The sequence below is a fragment of the Streptomyces sp. NPDC005820 genome (genome assembly GCF_040630255.1).
Lineage (GTDB): Bacteria > Actinomycetota > Actinomycetes > Streptomycetales > Streptomycetaceae > Streptomyces.
On the sequence record NZ_JBEXXE010000037.1, the window covers coordinates 1 to 22,436 of the forward strand.

The window sequence follows — 22,436 nt, forward strand, 5'->3', positions numbered from 1 at the left end:
GCCGAACGCGATCGGGGTGAGCCCGTCCTTCTTCATCTGCTTGCACAGCGCGACCAGCTCGTCCCAGGTGGTGGGGACGGTGTAGCCGTGCTGCTCGAAGACGCTCTTGCGGTAGAACAGCGCCCAGGGGTACGTGTACAGCGGCACGAAGTAGTACTTGCCGTCCGCGCCCTTGCTGAGCTTCTTCATGGCGTCGGGGAAGTTGTCCCCGATCTTGCCCCACACGTCGTCGATGGACGTGGCCAGGCCCTTGGCCGCGAAGAACTGCATGCGGTAGCCGGCGAACCAGTTGAACACGTCGTCCGGGGTGCCCTGGAGGTAGGAGTTGATCTGCTCCTGGAACGTGTTGTGGTCCTTGGTGTTCACGTCGACCGCGATCCCGGACTGCTTCTTGAAGGCCGCGTAGATCTCGGCGAAGGCCTTCTTCGGGACCGCGTCGGACGCGTTGGAGCCGAGGCTGACGGTCTTCGGGTCGGAGGAGGTGCTGCCGCCGCCACAGGCGGACAGCAGCGGGATGCCGGCACCGAGGACGGCCGCGCCGCCTATGCCGCGCAGCAGGGTGCGGCGGCTCGGGGAGGGGAGGTGGAGGCGGCCGGAGGGGGAGAGGTCGTGCATGAATCGGCTCCTGACAGCAAGGTTCGGCCATGGAGGTCTGGCTGAAACTTCCGGTCTTAATCGACCAGAAATCAACTTGACCGAACACCGGGTGGCGCAATAACAGCCGTATGTCCAGTCATGCGTCAAGAGCCGTAGCCTTCATTTGTCGAAACGTAATCGACACACCTTGATCACCTACTTGGTCACTTTCATGATCATTTGAGGGTGGCGAAGGCCTTCGAGAACGCCGCGTCGCCCTGGAGGATCGAGCTGCAGGTGGCGTCGGCGGAGCCCTTGGCCCCGCCCGGGCACTGCCGGTCCCGCGTCGCCGACCACATCGACAGCCACGCGAGCCCCTTCGACTTCGCGAAGGCGACGAGCTGGGTGGCGTCCTCGACCTTGAAGACCTCCGACGCGACGTCGTTCACCCCGATCATGGGGGTCACCGCGACCGCCTTCCACGCCGCGCTGTCGCCCAGCCCGAACACACTCTTGACCTGCGCATGAGTAGCGGTGGCCGCCTGCTCGGCATAGGTGCCCATGTCACCGCTGTACGCCGGACCGTAGTCCATCGCCATGACATTCACAGTGTCGACTTTCACACCATTTGCCTTGGCGTCCGAGAGCAAAGTCACGCCGTCCTGGGTCAGCCCCTCCGGCATCACCGGGAGGGTGAAGGAGACGTCGAGTCCCGGGTGCTGCCGCTGGAGCTTCGCGATCGCCTGAGCGCGCCGGGCGTTGGCCGCCGTGTTCGGCAGCGCCCCGCCCTCCACGTCGAAGTCGACCTTGGTCAGCCGGTACGCGTCCACGACCTTCCCGTACGCCGCCGCCAGCGCGTCCGTCGAGGAGCAGGTCGTGGCCAGCTCCGAGCCGCTCGCGCCACCGAAGGAGACCCGGACGTCCCCGCCCTTCGCCCTGAGCGCCCCGATCTGCGCCGCCACCCCGTCGCTCCCGAGGTCGGTCACCCCGCCCCACTTCGGCGTACAGCCGCCGCCGTCGGTCACGAAGGCGAGGGTGTAGTCCTTCACCCCGGTCGCGGAGGCGTGGGCGAGGAGGTCGAAGGCGGGGTAGAGGGAGGTGTCGACGTAGGGGGCGAAGGGGGCGGGGGTGCCGGAGCCGGTGCCGGTGCTCGGGCTCGGGGCGGGGGACGTGGGGGTCTGTGTGGGTGCTGCCGTGGTGGGCGTCGCGGTGGGCGTCCTGGTGGGTGTGGCGGTGGGGGTCGCGGTCCCCGTCGGCCGTCCGCTCGGCTCGGGCGTGGCCCCCTGGTCCGCCGAGCACGCGCCCCCGTCGACCCGGCAACCGACCGGATCCCCGGTCCCGTTGACCACGAACCCGACGGTGACCGACTCCCCGACGGCCAGCCCGTCGGTGTCCCACTTCGGCGGGGTCACGGTGACATGCCGCCCGCCGACCGTCGACTCGGCGTTCCAGAGCGAACTCAGCCTCGCCCCGGCCGGCAGATCGAACTCCAGCTTCCAGTCCGCCTTCACCCGCCCGCTGTTGTTGGTGACGACGTACTGGGCGGTGTAGCCGGTCGACCAGTCGCTGGTCCTGGTGTAGGCCGCCCCGACCCCGGCCGCCTGCGCGGTCCCGGCGACGAACACGGCCCCACCGCCCACCACCGCCGCGGCGACGACACCGCCGATCACCTGGTTCCTGCCGCTGACCTTGCGCCGGTGACTGCTCATGACGTGCCTGCCTTCACTGCTCGTGGGGTGAGGTGCGGCAGCACGCTAGCGAGCCCGAACCGGACAAAGTGCCTGATAGGGGCGGGGGGTTGAGGATCTTAGGGTGCGCTTAAGCCGGCCATCGGAGCCGATTAAAGGTCGAGACCAATTCCGGTTGCCCGCAGCACCACGCGGTCTGGCCCCACAGCGGGTCGGGCTCCTGAGGGCGCGTCACCTGGCCGTCGCCCGTCTCCGCTTCCGTACGGTCCCTCGGTGGCCCCGGCGCACCGGCTCGCGGTCGTCCAGTTGGAGCCAGATGCGGATCTCCGTGCCGCCGAGGACCGAGCGGCCGATGCGGACGTCGCCGCCGGTGGACTCGGCGAGGCGGCGGACGATGTCCAGGCCCAGGCCGGTGGAGCCGGTGGTGCCCGAGCCGCGGCCGCGGGCCATCGCCGTCGCGGGGTCGGGGATGCCGGGGCCCGCGTCCGAGACCAGGACGATCACCGCGTCCTCGCTGTTGTGGACGTCGACCGCGAAGGCGGTGCCCTCCGGGGTGTGCCGGAAGACGTTGCCGAGGAGGGCGTCCAGGGCGGCGGCCAGGTCGGCACGGGCCACGGGTATGCGGACCGGGCGGTCGACCCCGGCGGTGCGGACCTTGCGGCCCTCGTCCTCGGCGAGCGCCGACCAGAACGCCATCCGCTCCCGGACCACCTCCGCCGCGTCGCAGCCGGCCCCCGCGCCGGGCGCCGCGGTCTGCGGCTTGGCCTCCCGGGCCGTACGGATGATCGTGTCGACCTCGCGCTCCAGCTGGGCCACCGCCGTGCGGGTCTGCTCGGCGGCCGGGGAGTCGCCGAGGGAGGCCGCGTTCAGCCGGAGCACGGTCAGCGGGGTGCGCAGACGGTGGGACAGGTCCGCCGCCAACTCTCTTTCGTTGGCAAGGAGTTGCACCACCTGGTCGGCCATGGAGTTGAAGGCGACGGCCGCTCTTCGTAGTTCGTTCGGACCCTCCTCCGGGACCCTCGCCCCCAGTTTCCCCTCCCCCAGGTCGTGCGCCCCCTCCACCAGTCGCCGGGCCGGCCGCACCATCCGTACGCCGAGCCGGTCGGCGACCGCGACCGAGCCGAGGACCAGCGCGATCCCCACCCCGGCCAGCACCGCCCACGCCGTGCCGACGCCGTTGGTGACCTCGGACTCGGGGACGTACACCTCGACGACCACGGTCCCGAGGCCCAGCGCGACCGGCTGGAGCAGCACGGAGCCGCCCGGCACCTCGGCGGTCGAGGCGCGGCCCAGCTTCCGTACGGCGGCGATGTCCGTGTCGGCGGCCCGCCGCCGGCCGAGATCCACGGCGGTCCGGCCGTCGCCGGCCGGGAGGTGCACGGCCATCCCGTCGTCCACGCCGGCCGAGGCGACCACCCGCTCCAGCTCCTCCCGGTCGGTGGTGATGGACAGGGCCGGCACCACCACCGCGGCCTCCCGCTCGGCGTTGGAGAAGGCGCGGTCGCGGGCCATCTCCCGGACGACGAGTCCGAGGGGGACGGCGAAGGCGACCACGACCATCGTGGTGACCGCCAGACAGACTCTGACCAGTGCCCATCTCATCGCACGGGCCCCGCTTCCCCCGGTGGTTCGAGCTTCACGCCGACCCCGCGCAGGGTGTGCAGATAGCGCGGTCTTGCCGCCGTCTCCCCCAACTTCCGCCGCAGCCAGGACAGATGGACGTCGATCGTCTGGTCGTCGCCGTAGGACTGCTGCCACACCTCGGCGAGCAGCTCCCGGCGCGGGACGACGACACCCGGCCGGCCGGCCAGGAAGGCCAGCAGGTCGAACTCACGGCGGGTGAGGTCGAGACGTACGCCGTCCAACTCCGCCTGGCGGCGCAGCGGATCCACGCTCAGACCGCCCACGCGCAGGACGCTGGAGGGCGGGGGCTCCCCGGCGGCGGACCGGGCCCGGCGCAGGACCGCCGCCATCCGCGCCGACAGGTGCTCCACGGAGAACGGCTTGGTCAGGTAGTCGTCCGCGCCGGCGTTCAGCAGCCGGACGATCTCCGTCTCGTCGTCGCGGGCGGTGGCGATGATGACCGGCACATCGGTGATGCCGCGCAGCATCTTCAGGGCCTCGGAGCCGTCCAGATCGGGCAGTCCGAGGTCCAGGATCACCACGTCGAAGCGGAAATGGGCGACCTCGCGCAGCGCCTCCAGCGCGGTGCCGACGCTGCGCACGAGGTGCGAGGCGTCGGTCAGATGCCGGATGAGCGCCGAGCGTACGAACTGGTCGTCCTCGACCACGAGCACACTTGCCATGCGCCGCACCGTACGCCATGCCCACGGACCCGTCCGGGGCCTGTGGACAACTCGGCTCCTGTGGACAACCGGTGGCCCGTCCGTGCGACACCAGTGCGAAAGGTGCGGCAGGATGGCCCGCTATGCGGAGCGCACTCGTACACGTACTCGCCTGGACGCTCGCCACGGGCGCGGCGGTCACGCTGTCGTGGTGGGGCGTCCACACGGTGCTGGCGGGCACGGCCTACGACCCTCCGCGCGCCCTGCCGCTGACGGTGAGCGAGGTGACCTCCGCCCCCGGGAAGTCCGGCCTCCCGTCCGCCCCGAGCGCCGGCCCGACCGCCTCGTCGGCCTCGCCCACCCCTTCCCCGACGGGCCGCCCGGCGTCCGCGGCCCCGAGCCGCACCGCCACCGCCCCGGCCACCCCGGCCGCTCCGCGGAGCACGCCGTCCGGGACGGTCAAGAGCTACGACACCGACGGCGGCCGGGTCGTCCTCGACCTCGCCCCGACCTACGCGACCCTGGTGTCCGCCACCCCGGCGGCCGGCTGGTCGGTGCAGGTGTGGAAGACGGAGTCGTGGATCCGGGTGGACTTCGCCTCGGGCGCGGACCGGGTGTCGGTGTTCTGCACCTGGCACGACGGGCCGCCGCGGGTGGACGTGCAGAACTTCTGAACCGGAAACCAACAAAACCCACCATGAAGGCCGCCCGGGCCGAGGCAGGTCCTAGCGGAACACCGAGGGCGGTGGCGCCGGGGAGGCGACCGCCGCCGCGTCCGTCACCGGGAGCGCGCCGCCGGTGAAGTCGAGGAGCGGGCGGCCGTGCTCGACGCGCGCCGGATGCGGGTCGGACGCCGCCCGGCGGGTCAGTTCGGTGATCGGCAGGGGGAGGTCACCGGCCAGGAGTACGGCGTTGCCGAACCGTTTCCCCCGGAGCACCGTCGGGTCGGCGACCAGGGCGAGCTCGGCGAAGCGGGCGGCGGCGGTGGCGATCTGGCCGCGCAGATGCGCCAGCGGCGGTCCGTCGGCGATGTTGGCGGCGTAGAGACCGCCCGGCTTCAGCGCCCTGCGGACCTCCTCGAGGAACTCGGTCGAGGTGAGGTGGGCGGGGGTGCGGGCGCCGCTGAAGACATCGGCGACGACGACGTCGGCCCAGCCGTCCGGCACCTTGCCGAGCCCCTCCCGCGCGTCCACGGACCTGACCCTGATCCGGGCCCCCGGGTCCAGGGGCAGTTCCCGGCGCACCAGCCGCACCAGGGCGGCGTCGCGCTCGACGACCTGCTGGGTGGAGCGGGGGCGGGTCGCGGCCACGTACCGGGCGAGGGTGAACGCGCCGCCGCCGAGGTGCACGACGTGCACCGGCCGGCCGGGCGGCGCGGCCAGGTCGACGACATGGCCGAGGCGGCGCTGGTACTCGAAGGAGAGATGGGCCGGGTCGTCGAGGTCGACGTGCGACTGCGGCGCCCCGTCGATGAGCAGGGTCCAGGCCCGCGCCCGGTCCCGGTCGGGCAGCAGCTCCGCGAGCCCCCCGTCGACGGCCTCGACGACGGCCGCCGGGTCGGCGTCGCGTTCACGCCGGGTGTTCCTGGACTTCCCCATGGGGGCATCTTCGCAGGCGGCGGGGCCACCTCGCGCACGCCCGGGTGACCTCAGCGGCAGCTGTCGGCCGCCTCGATCGTCCGGGCCGCCTCGCCCAGCGCCCGGCGCAGCACCGCCGGATCGGTCGCGAGGTCCGCCTCGCCGGGCGGCAGCAGCCAGTCCGAACCCTCCACCGGGGGCTCGGGGTCGAGTCTCAGGCCGCGCCCGTCGGTCTCCGTGCAGACGCTGCCCGGCAGGTCCCAGGCGGCGGCGGTGCCGGGCGGCACCAGGAAGCCGAGGGTGTCGCCGCCGTCGTCGTGCAGCACGGGCCCCACCGCCTCGGCCGCGCCGCGGCGCAGGATGTCGACCGCCTCCAGGCCCTGCCGGGTCGGCACCGTCACGAGGTCGCACGCCGTGCCCGCGGGCCCGGCCGCCGACGACGGCGTACAAGGATCGTTGCTCTGGCTGGTCTCCATCCCGGCCTCCACCACACAGCCCGCTCTTGTAGTCCACAGCATTCAACGCAGGACCGCGTCAACGGCTACGGCGGAAGTCCGCCGCAAAGGATGGCAGTTCATGGCAGATCGTGGATGAGATATCCGGTTTGTAGCCAAACACTGCGTGGCGGCCTCATCACAGCAGGTACGTTCTTGCTCGCTGGACATCAGGGTGATCAACGCTGAAAAGCGGCCAAGTCATCCCGATCCCGGCATGGTTCGACGGTTCGCATGAGAGGACCCGGCCATGGCGTCGTCAACGGTGACCCCACCCCGGCCCGACCGGCCACCACGGCCCAACCTCGCCTTCCGGCAGCTGCGTGGACAGCGCTCGCCGGCCGAGTTCGCCGCACTGGTACGGCGGGCCGCACGCGAGATCGGCGAGCGGGTCAGCTGTGACGCGCGCTACATCGGGCGGGTCGAGGCGGGGGAGATCCGCTGTCCCAACTACGCCTACGAGCGGGTCTTCCTGCACATGTTCCCCGGCCGGACGCTCGCCGACCTGGGGTTCGCGCCCCGGGCGTCCGTACGCGGACGAGGAGCGCGCGCCGCCGGGGAGGCGGGTGAGACACGTGGGGCGCGTGAGCCGTATGACACGCAGGACCCGTACGACACGCACCACAACCACGAGGAGAGCGACGTGCTGCGTCGCGCATTCATGACCGGCGGAGGCGCCACCGTGGCCTCCGCCTCGCTGGGCCCCCTGGGGCTCGCCGTCCCCCACTCCCGGCCCCGCCCGGTGCGCCGTGTCGGGTCGGGGGAGGCGGGCGCCCTCGAAGAAGCGGTCCGCAGAATCCGTCTGCTGGACGACCGGCACGGCGCCGACGGCCTCTACCGGCGCGCGGCCGCCCCGCTGCGCGCCGCCTACGCGCTGCTCGACGCCGGCACCACCCGGCAGACGACCGCCGACCGGCTGCACTCGGGCGCCGGTGAACTCGCCATCTCCGTGGGCTGGCTGGCGCACGACTCGGGCCGCTTCGACGACGCCCGCTCGCACTACGCGGAGGCCCTCGCCACCGCGCGCGTGACCGGCGACCAGGCGCTGGAGGCGCACGCCTTCTGCAACACCGCGTTCCTCGCGCGCGACGCCGGGCGCCCCCGCGAGGCGGTGCGCGCCGCGCAGGCCGCGCAGCGCGTCGCGCGCCCCCTCGGCTCACCCCGGCTGATGTCCCTGCTCGCGCTGCGCGAGGCGGGCGGCTGGGCCGGGCTCGCCGACCGGGCCGGCTGCGAACAGTCCCTCGCCCGGGCGCACGCCCTCTACGAGCGGGGCTCCTCGGACGCCGACCCCGAGTGGATGACGTTCTACGGCGAGGCCGAGCTGGCCGGGCTCGAGGCGCAGTGCTGGTCCACGCTGGGCGACTGGACCCGGGCGGCCCGGCACGCGGGGCGCGCGGCGGATCTGCAGGATCCGCACTTCACCCGCAACATCGCGCTGTACACGGCCGAGCTGACCGACGACCTGGCCCGGGGCGGCCGGCCCGACGAGGCGGCGGTGGCGGGCATGCGGGTGCTGGATCTGCTGGGCCAGGTCCAGTCCTCGCGGATCCAGGGGATGCTGGCGGGGACCGCGCGGGTGCTGCTGCCGCATCGGCGGGCGGGCGGGGTGCAGGAGTTCCTGGACCGGCACGCGTCGACGCCGAGAACGGTGTGAACAGCGGTGTGAACAGCGGTGTGAACAGCGGTGTGAGGATAAGGGAGGAAAAGGGAGGGAAGGGTTCGACGGCGCTACGGCGCCAGGTGCCCGAGGTCGTTCCAGCTCTCGATCGCCGGCTCGCCGTACGCCCAGCCCAGGACCGACAGCGAGGTCGGGTTCAGCCGGATGCGGGCCGCGAAGTCCAGAGGGAGGCCCAGCCAGCGGGCGCCGATGGAGCGCAGGATGTGCCCGTGGGCGAAGACCAGGACGTCCCGGTCCGCCGACCGCGCCCAGGCGACGACCGCGTCCGCGCGCGCGGTGACCTCGGCGAGCGACTCCCCCTCGGGGACGCCGTCGCGCCAGATCAGCCAGCCGGGCCGGACCGCCTGGATGTCGGCCGGGGTCAGGCCCTCGTACGCGCCGTAGTCCCACTCCATGAGGGTGTCCCAGTGCGTCGCCCGCTCGCCGAAGCCGGCCAGCTCGCACGTCTCCCGCGCGCGGGCCAGCGGGCTGGTGCGTATCTCGACGTCCGGCAGTGCGTCGAACGGCGTCCGGTGCAGCCGTTCGCCGAGCAGCTTGGCGCCCCGGCGGCCCTCCTCCAGCAGCGGTACGTCGGTCCTGCCGGTGTGCTTGCCGGACAGCGACCACTCGGTCTGTCCGTGCCGGGCCAGCAGGATGCGCGGTGCCATGGGGGACCTTTCCGGGGAAACCCTGGGACGTCTCAGGGGAGAAATCGGAGGCGGGACCCCTCCATCATCGCTCACCCTGAAACGGGGCAACCCGGCGGGCGATCCCGGCGTCTTTGAGGGCCGGGGGCGCCCCGTGGGGGCGCGCGCATACGCCGTTAAAGTGGCACGTCCCGCGACCACGGGCGCAGCGACACGTCAGCGACACGAAGGGGGAGGCGATCGGATGCCGCAGACCGAGACACCGGGCACCGAGGCGGCCCCGCGGATCCGGCTGCGCTGGTGGACGGAGCTGCCGCTGATCCTGCTGGTGTACGCCTGCTACTCGGCGGGCCGGCTGCTCGCGCGCGGGGACGTGACGACCGCCGTCGACCACGGCCTGGCGATCCTGCGCGTCGAGAAGTTCCTGCACATCAACGCCGAACACCCGCTGAACCGCCTGTTCACCAGCGAGGCCTGGCTCGGCGTCCCGGCCGACTTCTGGTACGCGTCGCTGCACTACCTGGTGACCCCGGTGATCCTGGTCTGGCTGTTCCGCTCCCGCAGCCTGCGCTACCGCGCGGCCCGCACCTGGCTGATGACGTCGACCTTCATAGGTCTGATCGGCTTCACCCTGCTGCCCACCTGCCCGCCCCGCCTGCTGTCGGCGGAGCACGGCTTCGTGGACACCATGGCCCAGTACAGCTCCTGGGGCTGGTGGGGCGGTGAGGCCAGCGCGCCGCGCGGGCTCGGCGGGATGACCAACCAGTACGCGGCGATGCCGAGTCTGCATGTCGGCTGGTCGCTGTGGTGCGGGGTGATGCTGTGGCGCCACGGGCGCACACCCGTGGCGCGGACGGCGGCCGTGCTCTACCCGCTGCTGACGACGATCGTGGTCATGGGCACCGCGAACCACTACTTCCTCGACGCGGTCGCGGGCGCGGCCGTGATGGGCGTCGGCCTGCTGCTGGCGCCGCTCGTGATGCGGACCAGCGACCGGCTGCGGACCGCGTTCGCCGCCCGCGTCCCGTCGTTCGCGGCCCGCGTCCCGTCCGGCTCGACCGCCGCCCCGGCCACCGCCCCGACGGCGGCCGACACGGCCGCCGCCATGGCCTCCCCGGACACAGGCGCCCCGATTGTCAGTGGCGGATGCCAGACTTCGACGGGTGAACGAATTCCACGGCAGCGCGAGTCACGGTTCGGAGCGGGAACCGAACCGGGTGCCTCCCCCTCGGACGCGGGGGACGGCGCTCCGGCAGCGGCTCGCTGAGCTGCGCGGCCCCGACGTACCGGCCAAGGCGCTGGACGCCCGTGCCCTCGCGGCCCTCGCCGCCAACCCAGGCTGCAAGCGGCGCGCGATCCTCGACGGCGCCGGGGTGAACAAGGCGGCGCTGGCGGGGGCCCTGGGCTCCCCGTCGGCCTTCGGCCAGTCCCAGTTCGCCCTCACCCGCGGCAACGCGTTCGAGGCGAAGGTGAAGGCGGACGGCGGCGCGGAACTGCTGCGGCTCGTGCACGAGCGGCTGGACCCGGGCGCCGAACCGCCCACCAGCAAGAGCACCCCCGACCTCACGGCCTCCGGCCCCGAGGGCCGTACCGCGCGGACCGCGCTGGCGCTGCGCGAGGCCACCGAGCAGGCCCTCGGCACCTGGACGTTCCTCGACCACCCCATGCTGGCCCTCGACGTCGCCGGCTCCACCGCCTTCCTTGAGCCGGACGCGGTGGTGGTGCACCCGGACGGCAGCTGGACGGTCGTGGAGATCAAGTCCTTCCCGATGCTGGACGGTTCGGCCGACCCGGCGAAGGTGGGCGCCGCCGCCCGCCAGGCCGCCGTCTACGTGCTGGCCCTGGAGGAGGTCGCCGCCCGCCTCGACCCCGCACCGAGGGTCCGCCACCGCGTCCTCCTGGTCTGCCCCAAGGACTTCTCCAACCTGCCCACCGCCTCCGCCGTGGACGTCCGCAAGCAGCGCGCGGTCACCAGCCGCCAGTTGGCCCGGCTCACCCGCATCCAGGACATCGCCGACGCCCTCCCCGAGGGCACCTGCTTCTCCCCCGAGCTGCCCGCCGAGCGGCTCACGGCGGCCGTCGAGGCGGTCCCGGCGGCCTACGCGCCCGAGTGCCTGGCCGCCTGCGAGCTGGCGTTCCACTGCCGCGACCGCTCCCGCGCGGCCGGCGCGGTGACCACCCTGGGCCGCTCGCTCCGCGCCGAACTGGGCGGCCTGAGCACCGTCGACGACGTGCTGTCCGCCGCCCGCGGCGAGTCCGGGGACCCGGACGACCCGGCGGTGGCCGCCCTGCGCCGCGCCGCCCAGCTGCGCACCGAGGCGCTCGCCGGCCGGGGGGCGATGTGTCGCTGATCGCCACCCTCGCCCGCCTCGAGGCCGTCACCACCGGCCGCGCCCACCCGATGGCCACCGTCCGGCACCGCCATCTGTCCGACCGCCCGCTGGTGTTCGTGCCGCTGACCACCGCCGGTGAGGCCGGGGCCCCGCTCGGCGCGCTCGTCGGCACCGACCGGGACGCGCCGCGCCTGCTCGCGGTACCGCAGCCCCGCGACCGCGACCTCAGGTTCGCGTTCCTCGCCGAACTCGCCGACGTCGTCCTGCCGTACATCGACGATCACGCCGCCGCCGTGGAGGCGGCCGAGCGCAACGAGACCGACCCCGAGACCGGCAAGCGCGTCAAGGTCGAGGTCGAGCTGTGCGCCGACGCGCCCCAGCTGATCGTCCCGAGCCGCGCCGGCGTCGAGTACGTCCGCCTCCTCGGCCGCTCCATGCGTTTCCGGCGTACGGCGGAGCAGGACCCGGAGTCGCCGCATCCGGCGCCCCCGCGCGTGCCGCTGCTCGGCCGGTGGCTGACGCACTTCGGGGAGCGGGCCCGGGTGCCCGGCTCGTCGCTGCTGCTCGCGCTCACCGAGGTGCTCGGCCGGCACTGGGCGACCGGCCAGTCCAGCCTGGAGGACCAGCACCTGGGCGCGCTGCTCGCCTGGATCGACCCTCCCCCAGTCTCGGCTTCGCTCGACCGGGGGGACCCCCACTCGGGCGTCACGGGCGCCGAGGCGGCCGGCCGGGCGGAGCTGGGCCGGGACGCCGCGGGTCAGCTGCTGTGCCCGCCCGCCGGTCCGGCCACCGACCCCGCCTTCGACAACAAGCTGCTCGCCCCGGCCATCGAGCGCTACGACCGCGCGCGGACCGCGTTCTCTGCGGCCGAGGACGGGCTGGAGGCCGACGACCGGCTGGGCGGACTGGCCGCCGCCGAGCGGGAGATCCGCGATCTGGTGCTGAGCCGGACCCTGCCCACCTGGCAGGCCGTGTGGCGGGGGCTCGACCTGCTGCGGGAGCTGCCCGAGGGGGCGCACGCCGAGGAGCGGTGGACCCGCGACCGCTGGTCGTTCACCGGCCACCGCGACCGGGTCGCCGCGGGCGAGCCCCCGCAGCCGCGCCGCGACGACGCGGTGACCGCGGCGAACAAACTGGCCACGCGCGAGCGGGAACAGGCCCGGCTGGAGGCGCAGGAGGCCCTGGACGACCCGCTGGTGATGGCCGGGCGGCGGCTGGCCGGGGAGGCGTTCGCGGGCGAGGTCGTGGATGTCGTCATGGCGTACAGCGAGGGCAAGCGGCCCAGTCCGCGTCCGCTGGTCACCGTACGGACGGACGACCGGCCGCATCTCGGGCAGCGGGCGAAGGCGTACCGGTCGCTGGGCGGGAAGCCGCAGGCGGCGGAGTTCGTGGAGCAGCCGGAGGACGGTCTGCTGGTGCTGCGGATCGTCGACCGGATGGGCCGCGGCAAGGAGCCGGAGCAGGGGTCGGTGCCCGAGAAGGGCGACCTGCTCTGCTTCACCCTGTTCGAACACGAGCAGCGGGGCGGCGCCAAGCTGCCGGACCCGGAGGAGACGCCGTGGACGCACGGCGGACCGCCCGGTGAGCAGGTGCCCGAAGCTCCCGACTCCGTCACCCAGGAGGATGTGCTGTGACCACCGAGGCCGCCTTCGACCCCGGTACGGCCGCGACCCGGGCCACCGACGCGATCCTCCGCGACACCCTGCACGGCACCGCGCGCGGGGTGGTCGTGGACTCGCCGCCCGGTGCCGGGAAGTCCACGCTCGTCGTCCGGGCGGCGCTGGAACTCGCGGACGCGGGGCGCCCTCTGATGGTGGTCGCGCAGACCAACGCGCAGGTCGACGACCTGGTGCTGCGGCTGGCTGAGAAGAGCCCCGAGCTGCCGGTGGGGCGGCTGCACAGCAGTGACGCCGACCCGTACGACAAGGCGCTGGACGGCCTGGACCACGTACGGAAGTCCGCGAAGGCGGCCGACCTGGCCGGGCTGCCGGTCGTCATCTCCACCGCCGCCAAGTGGGCGCATGTGAAGGTCGACGAGCCGTGGCGGCACGCGATCGTGGACGAGGCGTACCAGATGCGCTCGGACGGGCTGCTGGCCGTGGCCGGGCTGTTCGAGCGGGCGCTGTTCGTGGGCGATCCCGGGCAGCTGGACCCGTTCGCGATCGTGGGCAGCGAGCAGTGGGCGGGCCTGTCGTACGACCCCTCGGGCTCCGCCGTGACCACCCTGCTGGCGCACAACCCGGAGCTCCCCCAGCACCGCCTGCCGGTCTCCTGGCGTCTCCCGGCCTCCGCGGCCCCTCTCGTCTCCGACGCCTTCTACCCGTACACGCCCTTCCGCAGCGGCACCGGGCACGGCGACCGCCGGCTCTCCTTCGGCGTGCCCTCGGACGGCTCGGGTCCCGACCGGGTGATCGACGAGGCGGCGGAGTCGGGCTGGGGCCTGCTGGAGCTGCCCGCGCGGCACACGCCCCGCACCGACCCGGAGGCGGTACGGGCGGTGGCGACGGTCGTACGGCGACTGCTGGACCGGGGCGGCGCGGCCACCTCGGAGCGCTCCCCGCACCCCACCCCCGTGACCGCCGGGCGGATCGCCGTCGGCACCGCCCACCGGGACCAGGCGGCGGCGGTCAGGGCGGCCCTGGCCGAGCTGGGCGTGGCGGACGTCACGGTGGACACCGCGAACCGGCTCCAGGGCATGGAGTTCGACGTCACGGTGATCCTCCACCCGCTCTCCGGCCGCCCCGACGCCACCGCGTTCCACCTGGAGACCGGCCGCCTCTGCGTCCTCGCCTCCCGCCACCGCCACGCCTGCATCGTGGTCTGCCGCGCGGGAGTGGGCGACCTCCTGGACGACTACCCCTCGACAGAACCGGTCCAACTGGGAACCCTCGTGAAGTTCCCGGACGGCTGGGAGGCGAATCATGCGGTGCTGGCCCATCTGGGAGAACACCGCGTGCCCTGGACGCCGTGACCGGCGCACGGGGGCTCCGCCGACGGACGCCGAGCCCGGCACGCCCCACCCGCCGGACGGAGTCCGGCACGCCGCCGGAGGCGGCCGATGAATACAGCCCGGACGGCTGGGAGGCGAATCATGCGGTGCTGGCCCATCTGGGAGAACACCGCGTGCCCTGGACGCCGTGAAGGTGGGGAACTCCGGGAGGGCTGGAAGGGGTGGCTGTGGGGGAACATCCCGGGGTGCGGATTGCTTGAGGGTGCGGGGGCGAGGGCCTCTTGCGCCGGCGGGGGACAATGGAAGGTGGTCCGCATCGGGACGCACGAACGTACGAACGCACGAGGAGGAGAAGACATGGCGGAGCCCACGCCGCGTCGGAACGAACCGCGGCTACGCCCCGCGCCCCTGCTCTTCGAGCCGGCGGAGGCGGCCGGTGATCCGGAGCACTTCTTCGACCTGGAGTCGATCGACGACCCGGGCGCGCTGCTGGCGCGGGCGACGGAGCTGACGGTGGCGTTCCAGGCGGCCGCCGACCGGGCGCTGGAGTTCCAGGCCGTCGCGGCGGCCCAGCTCGCCGACCCGCGCCGCTTCGACCGGCTGACGCCCGCGGACATCGCCGCGCGGGCCGAGTGGACCGAGGACTACGCGAAGAAGATGGTCGAGTTCGGCCGGGACCTGCTGCGGGGCGACACCGAGGGCCGGGGACCGGTGGACCCGCTGTAGACGGGCACCACTCGACCGGCATATGCCAGGCGGGCAAGATACTCGCTTCCCCGCCCACTGTCCCGGCTTTCCGCAACTCACGGGAATCGTCTCCTCACAGCCGGTAGACAGGTGGGCATGAGCAGCGCATGTGTCACCGCGGACGGCGCCGTCTGGCTGGCCTCCGCCGGAACGTATCCGCGCAGCACCCTCGCCCTCTGGGACGAGCGGCCGCAGGCCCCGGTCGTGCTGCCCTGCGGCTCGGTGTTCGACATCGTGAGCGCGCCGGCGATGTTCGGGCGGCTGATGCTGGACCGGCTGTGGAGCGAGGGGCCGGGCTCCGGGCCGGTGGCGGTGTTCCGGGGGCGGATGCTGCTGTTCGCCGCGCCGGGCACGGCCCAGCGGCTGCCCTCGCTGCTGGAGTGGGAGGAGTGGGGCGCCCACGGTCGGCGGGACGGTCGTACGGGATCCGTGCCGCCGCTGCTGTGCCACGGCACCGGGGACGCGGTGACCGTGCCCGCGCTCGCCCCGGAGCGGGAGCAGGGGCCGACCCGCTGGGTGGTCGCCCCGGACTGCCGGCACCCGTGGCTGCCGGGCCCCGAGGTACTGCTCTGGGCGGCCGTCCGAGCGGCCCGCGCGGCCGTACGGATATCGATTTTTCCTCCCCAGGATCAGGATGCTAAGGTCTACGACGTCAGCAGGCGCCGCTAGCTCAGTTGGTTAGAGCAGCTGACTCTTAATCAGCGGGTCCGGGGTTCGAGTCCCTGGCGGCGCACAGACGGCAGAGGCCCCTCGCGGAAGCGGGGGGCCTTTCGCATGCCACCGTCCGGTTCACACGCGCGGCAGCGTGATCTTCACGTTCCAGGCTCCCGTCGGTGTGCGGCTCTCCGCCTCCACGCGTACGCCGTCCCCCGGCACCGTGAAGCTCTCGCCGAGGGCGACCGGGGCGTCGGCGAGGGGTGGGTAGACGGAGGATTCCCAGCAGGCCTCGGTGTGCGGGTGGGCGTCGATCACCTCGACCGGGCCGCGGCCGGACTGGGCGTCGCCGCTGATGCGGTAGACGAGGATGCCGGAGCGGCAGGCGGCGTGGTCGTTGCCGAGGGGGCCGCGGGCCTCGAAGGCGAGGACGGAGTCGGGGCCGGTGCGGACGACGGCCAGTTTGGCGCCGTCGCCGAGGCCGAAGGCGGGTGCGCCGGAGGCGCCGGTGACGAGGACCCCCGGGCCGGCGCCGAGCGGTTCCAGGGTGAGCCGGGTCGGCCCCGCCTTCCGTACGCACACCACCTGGCGCGGCGCCAGCCAGCCCAGCTTCCACTTGTGCCAGCCGAAGAGATCCGGGGCGAGTCCGAACTGGCTGCCCATCAGGTCCCAGTCGCCGACGTACGTGTCCCAGTCGCCCTTGCCGTCGACCGGGCGGTGGTAGAGGTCGGGCAGGTCGAAGACATGACCTGTCTCGTGGGCCAGCACCAGCCGGTCCGGGGGGTGCTGCTCGAAGACCGTGACGACGCGGCGGATGTCGGTGCCGTCGGCGTGCAGGGGCTCGTCCAGGTTGACGACCTTCGTGGCGTCGGAGTCCACGCCGGGCGCGTCCGGGTCGGCGACGAAGTAGACGAGGTCGTACCGGGAGAAATCGACCTGGGGGTCGGCGGCGGTGAGCGCGTCGTGCAGATAGGCGGCGCGGCGCTCGGCGTTCCAGTCGCGCTGTATGGCGTACGTGGTGGACGGCTTCGGCATCCGGATCCAGCGCTTCAGGGGGTGGGCGCGCAGGGTGAACCGGCCGTAGGACGCCTGCTGGAAGAAACGGCTGGTGGCCGGGAAGTGGTCGGCGGCCAGTTCGGCGGGGGTGGCGGTCGGGGCCCGGTCCGGGAAGGACAGGAAGACCATCACCGCGTCGAGGGCGCGGGTGGGGCGGGGGTAGGCGGTGTTCCAGGTGTCGAGGCCCTCGGAGTGGTGGGCGGCGGTTCGCTTGAGGGCGCAGGGCGCGGCGGAGAAGGGTTCCGCGATGGAGGGGCCGGTGGCCAGGGAGATCGCGGCGATCGCGGAGAGGGTCGTGCACAGGGCCGCGGTGGTGCGCAGTCGGGGGCGCGGGAGCAGTCGCGGCACTTCGGACCTCCGGGGGCGGTTCACGGGACACCGCCCTCAGCCTGTTCGACTTTGTCCAGCTATGCCCTGTTTGTCTGCCCCAGAAGAGTGAGGAGGGAGAAAGCGGGCATCAATCCCGACACCCCCGGAATTCTCACGGTCCGTCACAAGCGATCGAGCGCCTGCAGAAGCGGTCCACCTGCGGGCAGAAACGATCTGTCAGAAGGGTGGGGTGTTCCGGGACACTGGGCAGTGGCTGCGCAACTCCGGGGGCAGCATCTATGATCGGCACACTTTCCTGCCAGGACAGCGATCGAGTGCACTGCGGGAGCGAGCGGTGAGCGGAACGTCCGAAGGGTCGACGCCCGCGGCAGACCTCGACCGGTCCGCCGTCACGGAGCGTGACAGTCATGCCGCTACTTGTGCGGAGAGCCTGGAGGGAGCCGACCCTCCGGCCTACCGTTCCGTGTTCGCGGCGGCGCCTCTCGCCATGGCCCTCGTCGATCGTGACGGCCAGGTCGTGGACGCCAACCAGGCGCTCGGCGAGCTGCTGGGCGGCGACGGGGCCGGTCTGGTCGGGCGGGTCGCCGCCGATCTGCTGGACCTCGCCTCCGACGCCCGCACCTGGCACGCCTACCGCGAGGTGCTGCGCGGCCGGCAGGCGAAACTGCGCTGCACCCGGCGGCTGAAACACCCCGACGGGCGCACGCTCTGGGCCCAGGTCACCGTCGCCCCACTGGACGAAGGCGGCCCCGGCGTACTGCTGTCGGTCGCCGACGTCAGCGACCGGCGTGACCTCCAGGCGAGGCTGCGGCACCTCCAGATGCACGATCCGGTGACCCGGCTGCCCAACCGCACCCTGTTCTTCGAGCGGGTGTCGGCGGCGCTGGAGGCGGAGTCGTACGAGCAGAGCGGGACCGGCCGGATCGGCCTGTGCTATCTCGACCTGGACGGCTTCAAGGCGGTCAACGACACCCTCGGCCACCGGGTCGGCGACCGGCTGCTGGCCGCCGTCGCCGAGCGGCTGACGGAGTGCGCGAAGGACGCCGGGCAGAACCGGCCGAGCGAGCCGCTGGTGGCCAGACTGGGCGGGGACGAGTTCGCGCTGCTGGTGGAGGACTCGACCGGCACCGAACAGCTCGCGGATCTCGCCGAGTCCGTGCTGAAGGCGCTCCAGGCGCCCTTCGACCTCGCGGGACAGCGGATGAACGTCTCCGCGTCGATCGGGGTCGTCGAACGGCACGCGGCCGGGACCACCGCGACCGCGCTGATGCAGGCCGCCGACACCACGCTGTACTGGGCGAAGGTGGACGGCAAGGACCGCTGGACGCTGTTCGACCCGGAGCGCAACGCGCATCTGATGACCAGCCAGGCCCTCGCCTCCACGCTGCGGCCCGCCATCGAGCGCGGCGAGTTCCGGCTGGAGTACCAGCCGCTGGTCGGCATGTCCGACGGGCGGCTGCGCGGGGTGGAGGCGCTGGTGCGCTGGGACCACCCGCGGTTCGGCTCGCTGCCGCCGAATCGGTTCGTCGCACTGGCCGAGGAGGACGGTTCGATCGTCCCGCTCGGGCGATGGATTCTGGCCACCGCCTGCCGTCAGGCCCGCGCCTGGCAGCTGGACCGGCCGGACGAGCCGCCGCTGTTCGTCAGCGTCAACGTGGCGGTCCGTCAGGTGTGGGACTCCGACCTGGTGGCGGACGTGGCGGAGATCCTCGCCGAGACCGGGCTGCCGCCGCACCTGCTCCAGCTGGAGCTCACCGAGTCGGCCGTCATGGGCTCGGCCGGCCGCCCGCTCCAGGCCCTGCAGGCCCTCAGCGACATGGGCGTGCACATCGCCATCGACGACTTCGGCACCGGCTACTCCAACCTCGCCTATCTGAGCCGGCTGCCGGTCTCGGTCCTCAAGCTGGACGGGTCGTTCGTCCGCGGCTTCCAGTACGAGGGCACGGGCGCGGCGCCCAACCCGGCCGACGAGGTCGTCGTCGAGGCGATGATCGACCTCGCCCACCGCCTCGGCCTCACCGTCACCGCCGAGTGCGTGGAGACCGCCGCCCAGGCCAACCGTCTGCGCAGCATCGGCTGCGACACCGGCCAGGGCTGGCTGTACTCGCGCGCGGTGTCGCCGGACCGCATCTCCGAGCTACGGGCGTCGGGCCCGGACCGGGCGGCACCCGTGGGGGCACCCCAGAACCCGTAGGGGCGCCCCCGGCACCGGCGCCTACACGGCGGCCGTCGGCAGTCCGTACGCGTCGGCCACCAGTTCGTACGACCGCAGGCGGAGCTCGCCGCGGTGGGCGTGGCTGGTGAGCATCAGTTCGTCGGCGCCGGTGCGCTTGTGCAGGTCGTCGAGGCCGGTGCGGACCTCGTCGGCGGTGCCGTGGACGATGTTCGCCGTCCAGGAGTCGACGAACTCCCGCTCCAGCTCGCTGAACTCGTGCGCCTCCGCCTCCTCGGGGGAGGGGAAGAGACCGGGGCGGCCGGTGCGCAGCCGGACCATGTTGAGGCCGGTCGCGAGAACCTGCCGGCGGGCCTCGTGTGCGTCGTCGGCGGCGAGGACGGAGACCCCGATCAGGGCGTACGGCTCGGCGAGCACCGCGGACGGGCGGAAGGACTCCCGGTAGAGGTCCAGGGCCGGGACGGTGTTCTGCGCGGAGAAGTGGTGCGCGAAGGCGAACGGCAGACCGAGGAGTCCGGCCAGTCGGGCGCTGAAGCCGGAGGAGCCCAGCAGCCAGACCGGCGGGCGGTGCCGGGACTGCACGCCCCCGGGCGAGGTCGCCTGGACCGGGCCGGGCACGGCGTGGATACGGCGGTAGCGGTGGCCGTCGGGGAAGTCGTCGTCCAGGAAGCGGGTGAGCTCGGCGAGCTGCTCGGGGAAGTCGTCGGCGCCCTCGTGCAGGGTGGCCGTCCGGCGCAGGGCGGCGGCGGTGGCCCCGTCGGTGCCGGGGGCGCGGCCGAGGCCGAGGTCGATCCGGCCCGGCGCGAGCGCCTCCAGGGTGCCGAACTGTTCGGCGATGACGAGGGGCGCGTGGTTGGGCAGCATGACGCCGCCCGAGCCTAGCCGGATGCGGTCGGTGTGGGCGGCGAGGTGGGCGAGGATCACCGCGGGCGAGGAGGAGGCGACGCCGGGCATCGAGTGGTGCTCGGCGACCCAGTAGCGGTGGAAGCCGCGGGCCTCGGCGAGCCGGGCGAGGTCGACGCTGGTGCGCAGGGCATCGGTGGCGGTGCGCCCGGAGCCGACGGTGACCAGGTCGAGGACGGAGAGGGGGGTGGGGGCGGTGCCGTGGGCGGTGGCCCGTATGCCGTCGGCCGCCGCCGCGTCGGTCCCCGTGCCGCCGGTCGCCGTGCCGTCGGCCGCCGTCCCCTCCGTCACCGTCTCGTCTGCCGCCACGGGGTCCTCCTGTCGTCGGGCTTGCGGTGTCCTCCGCCCTCTAACAGGAGGGTGTCCCCGTTTATTCCCGCACGACACGGCCCGCACCGCGCGGCCCGCACGGCACAGCCCGCACAGCCCGCACACCCCATGCCGATCACACCTGCACGATCGGCTCCCGTGTGAACAGCGCCCCCAGTCCCGGCGCGTTCACCCGCCGGTCCGTCAGCCGCAGCCCCTCCCACACGGTCACCTGGTTCGCGGTGAGGACGGGCTTGCGCAGTTCCCGTTCCAGGGCCGGGAGGAAGGCGACGGTGTGCAGGGCGGTGTCGGGCAGCAGGACCGCCTCGGCGCCGGAGGCGTCGGCCTCCCGCGCGAGCGCGAACACCTCCGCCTCGCCCCAGACGCCGGCCTCCACCGGCGTGGCCCCGGCGGCGTGCAGCGCGATCACCTCCACGCCGCCCGCCCGCAGGAACTCCACGAACAGCCCGGCGGCGTCCCGCGGGTACGTCGCTCCCACGGCGACCCGCGCGGCCCCCAGTTCCCGGGTCGCGTGCACGAAGGCGAACGAGGTGGAGGAGGCGGGCATGCCGGCGGCCGTGGCCAGGGTGCGCACCTGCTCGTGGGCGCCCTCCCAGCCGTAGCCGAAACTGCCGCTCGTGGAGGCCCAGACGATCGCCTCCGCGCCCGACAGCCGCAGTTGCTCGACGCCCGCCGCGAGCCGGTGGGGCGCGCCCAGGCGCAGGGAGGCGTCGGTGTACCCGCCCTCCTCCCCGTCGGCTTCCCCGCCCTCCTCCCCGGGGTCGGCGCGGACGAGGTCCACCCGGATGTCGCTGGACAGGAGCTGCTCGATACGGGGGTAGTCGGCCTCGGCGGAGTGGCCCGGGTGGAGGAATCCGAGTGCGGTCATGACGGCCTTCCTGCTGCTGCTCTTGTTCCGGAAGTACCCGGGTACCCAGCGTGCGCAGCCCACGGGCCCCATCCTCACCTGGTTGGCGGTCCGGCCGTGTTGACGGCCGTGTGCCGGGGTGCGACCGTGTTCCGTCCGCGCACGTCAGGCCCTTGGTCATGGAAAAGGCACCGGATGGCCGCCGTCCCCACGCTCCTCGTCCTCGACGCGGAGCCCCTCCCCCGGCTCGGCCGGCTCACGGGCCGGGTGCGGGTGCTGCACGCCGACGGCGCCACCCTCGGCGGACTGCTGCCGGAGGCCGACGTCCTGCTGGTGTGGGACACCGCCTCGGACGCGGTGCGCGCCGCCTGGCCCGGCGCGGGGCCGCGGCCACGCTGGGTGCACACGGCGGGCGCGGACGTGGACCGGGTGCTGTCGCCGGAACTGGCCGCGTCCGACACGGTGCTGACGAACGCGCGCGGGGTGTTCGAGGAGCCGGTCGCCGAGTACGTGGCCGCGCTGGTCCTGGCGCTGGCGAAGGATCTGCCGGGCACCTGGGCGGCGCAGACGCGCGGCGAGTGGCGGCCCCGGGAGAGCCGGCGGGTGGCCGGCACCCGGGCCGTGGTCGTCGGGTCGGGCCCGGTAGGCCGGGCGATCACCCGCACGCTCAAGGCGCTCGGGGTCACCACCGCGCTCGTCGGGCGGGTCCCGCGCACCGGCATCCACGGCCCCGACGATCTGGACCGGCTGCTCGCCCGGGCCGACTGGGTGATCGCGGCGGCTCCGCTCACCGAGCGGACCCGGGGCATGTTCGACACCCGCCGCTTCGGCGTGATGCAGCCCTCGGCCCGTTTCCTGAACGTCGGCCGCGGCGGCCTGGTCGTCGAGGAGGCACTCGTACGGGCCCTGCGCAGCCGCTGGATCGCGGGCGCCGCCCTGGATGTGTTCGGCACCGAACCCCTGCCGCCCGACAGCCCGTTGTGGCAGGTCCCGGGCCTGCTGGTGTCCCCGCACCTGGCCGGCGGGACGGTCGGCCGGCACGACGAACTCGGTGCGCAGTTCGTCGAACTGTTCGAGCGGTGGGCGGCGGGCCGGCCGCTGCGGAACGTGGTCGACAAGGCGCGCGGATACGTCCCCGGCCGCTGACGGTCACCACACTCCCCTCACACGCCGCCCCCGCATAACCGGT

At 73.5% G+C, this 22,436-nt stretch carries 20 protein-coding genes and 1 tRNA gene; 11 read left to right on the plus strand and 10 right to left on the minus strand.

The window, feature by feature from the left end:
• The 4 genes from ABZ464_RS36275 to ABZ464_RS36290 all read right to left on the minus strand — a co-directional run.
• A partial coding sequence (locus ABZ464_RS36275; RefSeq protein ID WP_359284539.1) for an ABC transporter substrate-binding protein occupies positions 1–615 on the minus strand: 615 nt, incomplete at its 3' end.
• Between the two features lie 197 nt (positions 616–812).
• On the minus strand, positions 813–2,285 hold the full coding sequence (locus tag ABZ464_RS36280; RefSeq protein WP_359284542.1) for a cellulose binding domain-containing protein: 1,473 nt from the start codon (positions 2,283–2,285) through the stop codon (positions 813–815).
• Positions 2,286–2,495: 210 nt separating this feature from the next.
• On the minus strand, positions 2,496–3,866 hold the full coding sequence (locus tag ABZ464_RS36285; RefSeq protein WP_359284545.1) for a HAMP domain-containing sensor histidine kinase: 1,371 nt from the start codon (positions 3,864–3,866) through the stop codon (positions 2,496–2,498).
• Positions 3,863–4,570: a response regulator transcription factor gene (locus tag ABZ464_RS36290; RefSeq protein WP_359284548.1), complete on the minus strand. Its 708-nt coding sequence runs from the start codon at positions 4,568–4,570 to the stop codon at positions 3,863–3,865. Before ABZ464_RS36290 ends, ABZ464_RS36285 begins: the two co-directional genes overlap by 4 nt.
• 122 nt (positions 4,571–4,692) lie before the next feature.
• On the opposite strand from ABZ464_RS36290, the gene ABZ464_RS36295 reads away from it, so the two are divergent.
• Positions 4,693–5,223: a hypothetical protein gene (locus ABZ464_RS36295; protein ID WP_359284550.1), complete on the plus strand. Its 531-nt coding sequence runs from the start codon at positions 4,693–4,695 to the stop codon at positions 5,221–5,223.
• 51 nt (positions 5,224–5,274) lie between these two features.
• Here the strand turns inward: ABZ464_RS36295 and ABZ464_RS36300 are convergent, their stop codons facing one another.
• Both ABZ464_RS36300 and ABZ464_RS36305 read right to left on the minus strand, forming a co-directional pair.
• Positions 5,275–6,147: a fused MFS/spermidine synthase gene (locus ABZ464_RS36300; RefSeq protein ID WP_359284552.1), complete on the minus strand. Its 873-nt coding sequence runs from the start codon at positions 6,145–6,147 to the stop codon at positions 5,275–5,277.
• A gap of 50 nt (positions 6,148–6,197) precedes the next feature.
• Positions 6,198–6,602 (minus strand): hypothetical protein, encoded by a 405-nt coding sequence (locus ABZ464_RS36305; protein ID WP_359284554.1) that lies wholly within the window; start codon positions 6,600–6,602, stop codon positions 6,198–6,200.
• 268 nt (positions 6,603–6,870) lie between these two features.
• Between ABZ464_RS36305 and ABZ464_RS36310 the strand changes: the two genes are divergently transcribed.
• The gene (locus tag ABZ464_RS36310) at positions 6,871–8,274 is read left to right on the plus strand and encodes a hypothetical protein (RefSeq protein ID WP_359284557.1); all 1,404 of its coding nucleotides are present in this window, start codon (positions 6,871–6,873) and stop codon (positions 8,272–8,274) included.
• Positions 8,275–8,348: 74 nt separating this feature from the next.
• On the opposite strand, the gene ABZ464_RS36315 is transcribed toward ABZ464_RS36310, so the two are convergent.
• Positions 8,349–8,945, minus strand: coding sequence for a histidine phosphatase family protein (locus ABZ464_RS36315; protein ID WP_359284560.1), 597 nt, complete (start codon positions 8,943–8,945; stop codon positions 8,349–8,351).
• 223 nt (positions 8,946–9,168) lie between these two features.
• Here ABZ464_RS36315 and ABZ464_RS36320 point away from each other — a divergent pair, with 223 nt between their 5' ends.
• From ABZ464_RS36320 to ABZ464_RS36350, 7 genes are all read left to right on the plus strand, one after another.
• Complete coding sequence (locus ABZ464_RS36320; RefSeq protein ID WP_359284562.1) at positions 9,169–10,191, plus strand: phosphatase PAP2 family protein; 1,023 nt, start codon at positions 9,169–9,171, stop codon at positions 10,189–10,191.
• A complete protein-coding gene (locus ABZ464_RS36325; RefSeq protein WP_359284565.1) occupies positions 10,142–11,275 on the plus strand; it encodes a hypothetical protein in 1,134 nt (377 codons plus the stop codon). The genes ABZ464_RS36320 and ABZ464_RS36325 overlap by 50 nt, the downstream gene beginning before the upstream one ends.
• Positions 11,266–12,891, plus strand: a complete 1,626-nt coding sequence (locus tag ABZ464_RS36330) for a hypothetical protein (RefSeq protein ID WP_359284567.1) — start codon at positions 11,266–11,268, stop codon at positions 12,889–12,891. Before ABZ464_RS36325 ends, ABZ464_RS36330 begins: the two co-directional genes overlap by 10 nt.
• Entirely contained in the window at positions 12,888–14,228 is a 1,341-nt protein-coding gene (locus tag ABZ464_RS36335; RefSeq protein ID WP_359284570.1) for an AAA domain-containing protein, read from the plus strand. The genes ABZ464_RS36330 and ABZ464_RS36335 overlap by 4 nt, the downstream gene beginning before the upstream one ends.
• 336 nt (positions 14,229–14,564) lie before the next feature.
• Positions 14,565–14,933, plus strand: a complete 369-nt coding sequence (locus ABZ464_RS36340; RefSeq protein ID WP_359284573.1) for a hypothetical protein — start codon at positions 14,565–14,567, stop codon at positions 14,931–14,933.
• Positions 14,934–15,050: 117 nt separating this feature from the next.
• Positions 15,051–15,623, plus strand: coding sequence for a bifunctional DNA primase/polymerase (locus ABZ464_RS36345; RefSeq protein ID WP_359284576.1), 573 nt, complete (start codon positions 15,051–15,053; stop codon positions 15,621–15,623).
• Positions 15,614–15,687, plus strand: a tRNA-Lys gene (locus ABZ464_RS36350). The genes ABZ464_RS36345 and ABZ464_RS36350 overlap by 10 nt, the downstream gene beginning before the upstream one ends.
• Positions 15,688–15,743: 56 nt before the next feature.
• Here ABZ464_RS36350 and ABZ464_RS36355 read toward each other — a convergent pair.
• Positions 15,744–17,012, minus strand: coding sequence for a M6 family metalloprotease domain-containing protein (locus ABZ464_RS36355; RefSeq protein ID WP_359284579.1), 1,269 nt, complete (start codon positions 17,010–17,012; stop codon positions 15,744–15,746).
• A 316-nt stretch (positions 17,013–17,328) separates the two neighbouring features.
• Between ABZ464_RS36355 and ABZ464_RS36360 the strand changes: the two genes are divergently transcribed.
• A complete protein-coding gene (locus tag ABZ464_RS36360) occupies positions 17,329–19,188 on the plus strand; it encodes an EAL domain-containing protein (RefSeq protein WP_359284582.1) in 1,860 nt (619 codons plus the stop codon).
• A gap of 21 nt (positions 19,189–19,209) precedes the next feature.
• On the opposite strand, the gene ABZ464_RS36365 is transcribed toward ABZ464_RS36360, so the two are convergent.
• Complete coding sequence (locus ABZ464_RS36365) at positions 19,210–20,289, minus strand: LLM class flavin-dependent oxidoreductase (protein ID WP_359284802.1); 1,080 nt, start codon at positions 20,287–20,289, stop codon at positions 19,210–19,212.
• 226 nt (positions 20,290–20,515) lie between these two features.
• Positions 20,516–21,268, minus strand: coding sequence for a decarboxylase (locus tag ABZ464_RS36370; protein ID WP_359284585.1), 753 nt, complete (start codon positions 21,266–21,268; stop codon positions 20,516–20,518).
• Positions 21,269–21,442: 174 nt separating this feature from the next.
• Between ABZ464_RS36370 and ABZ464_RS36375 the strand changes: the two genes are divergently transcribed.
• On the plus strand, positions 21,443–22,393 hold the full coding sequence (locus ABZ464_RS36375) for a D-2-hydroxyacid dehydrogenase (protein WP_359284587.1): 951 nt from the start codon (positions 21,443–21,445) through the stop codon (positions 22,391–22,393).
• Positions 22,394–22,436: the final 43 nt, after the last annotated feature.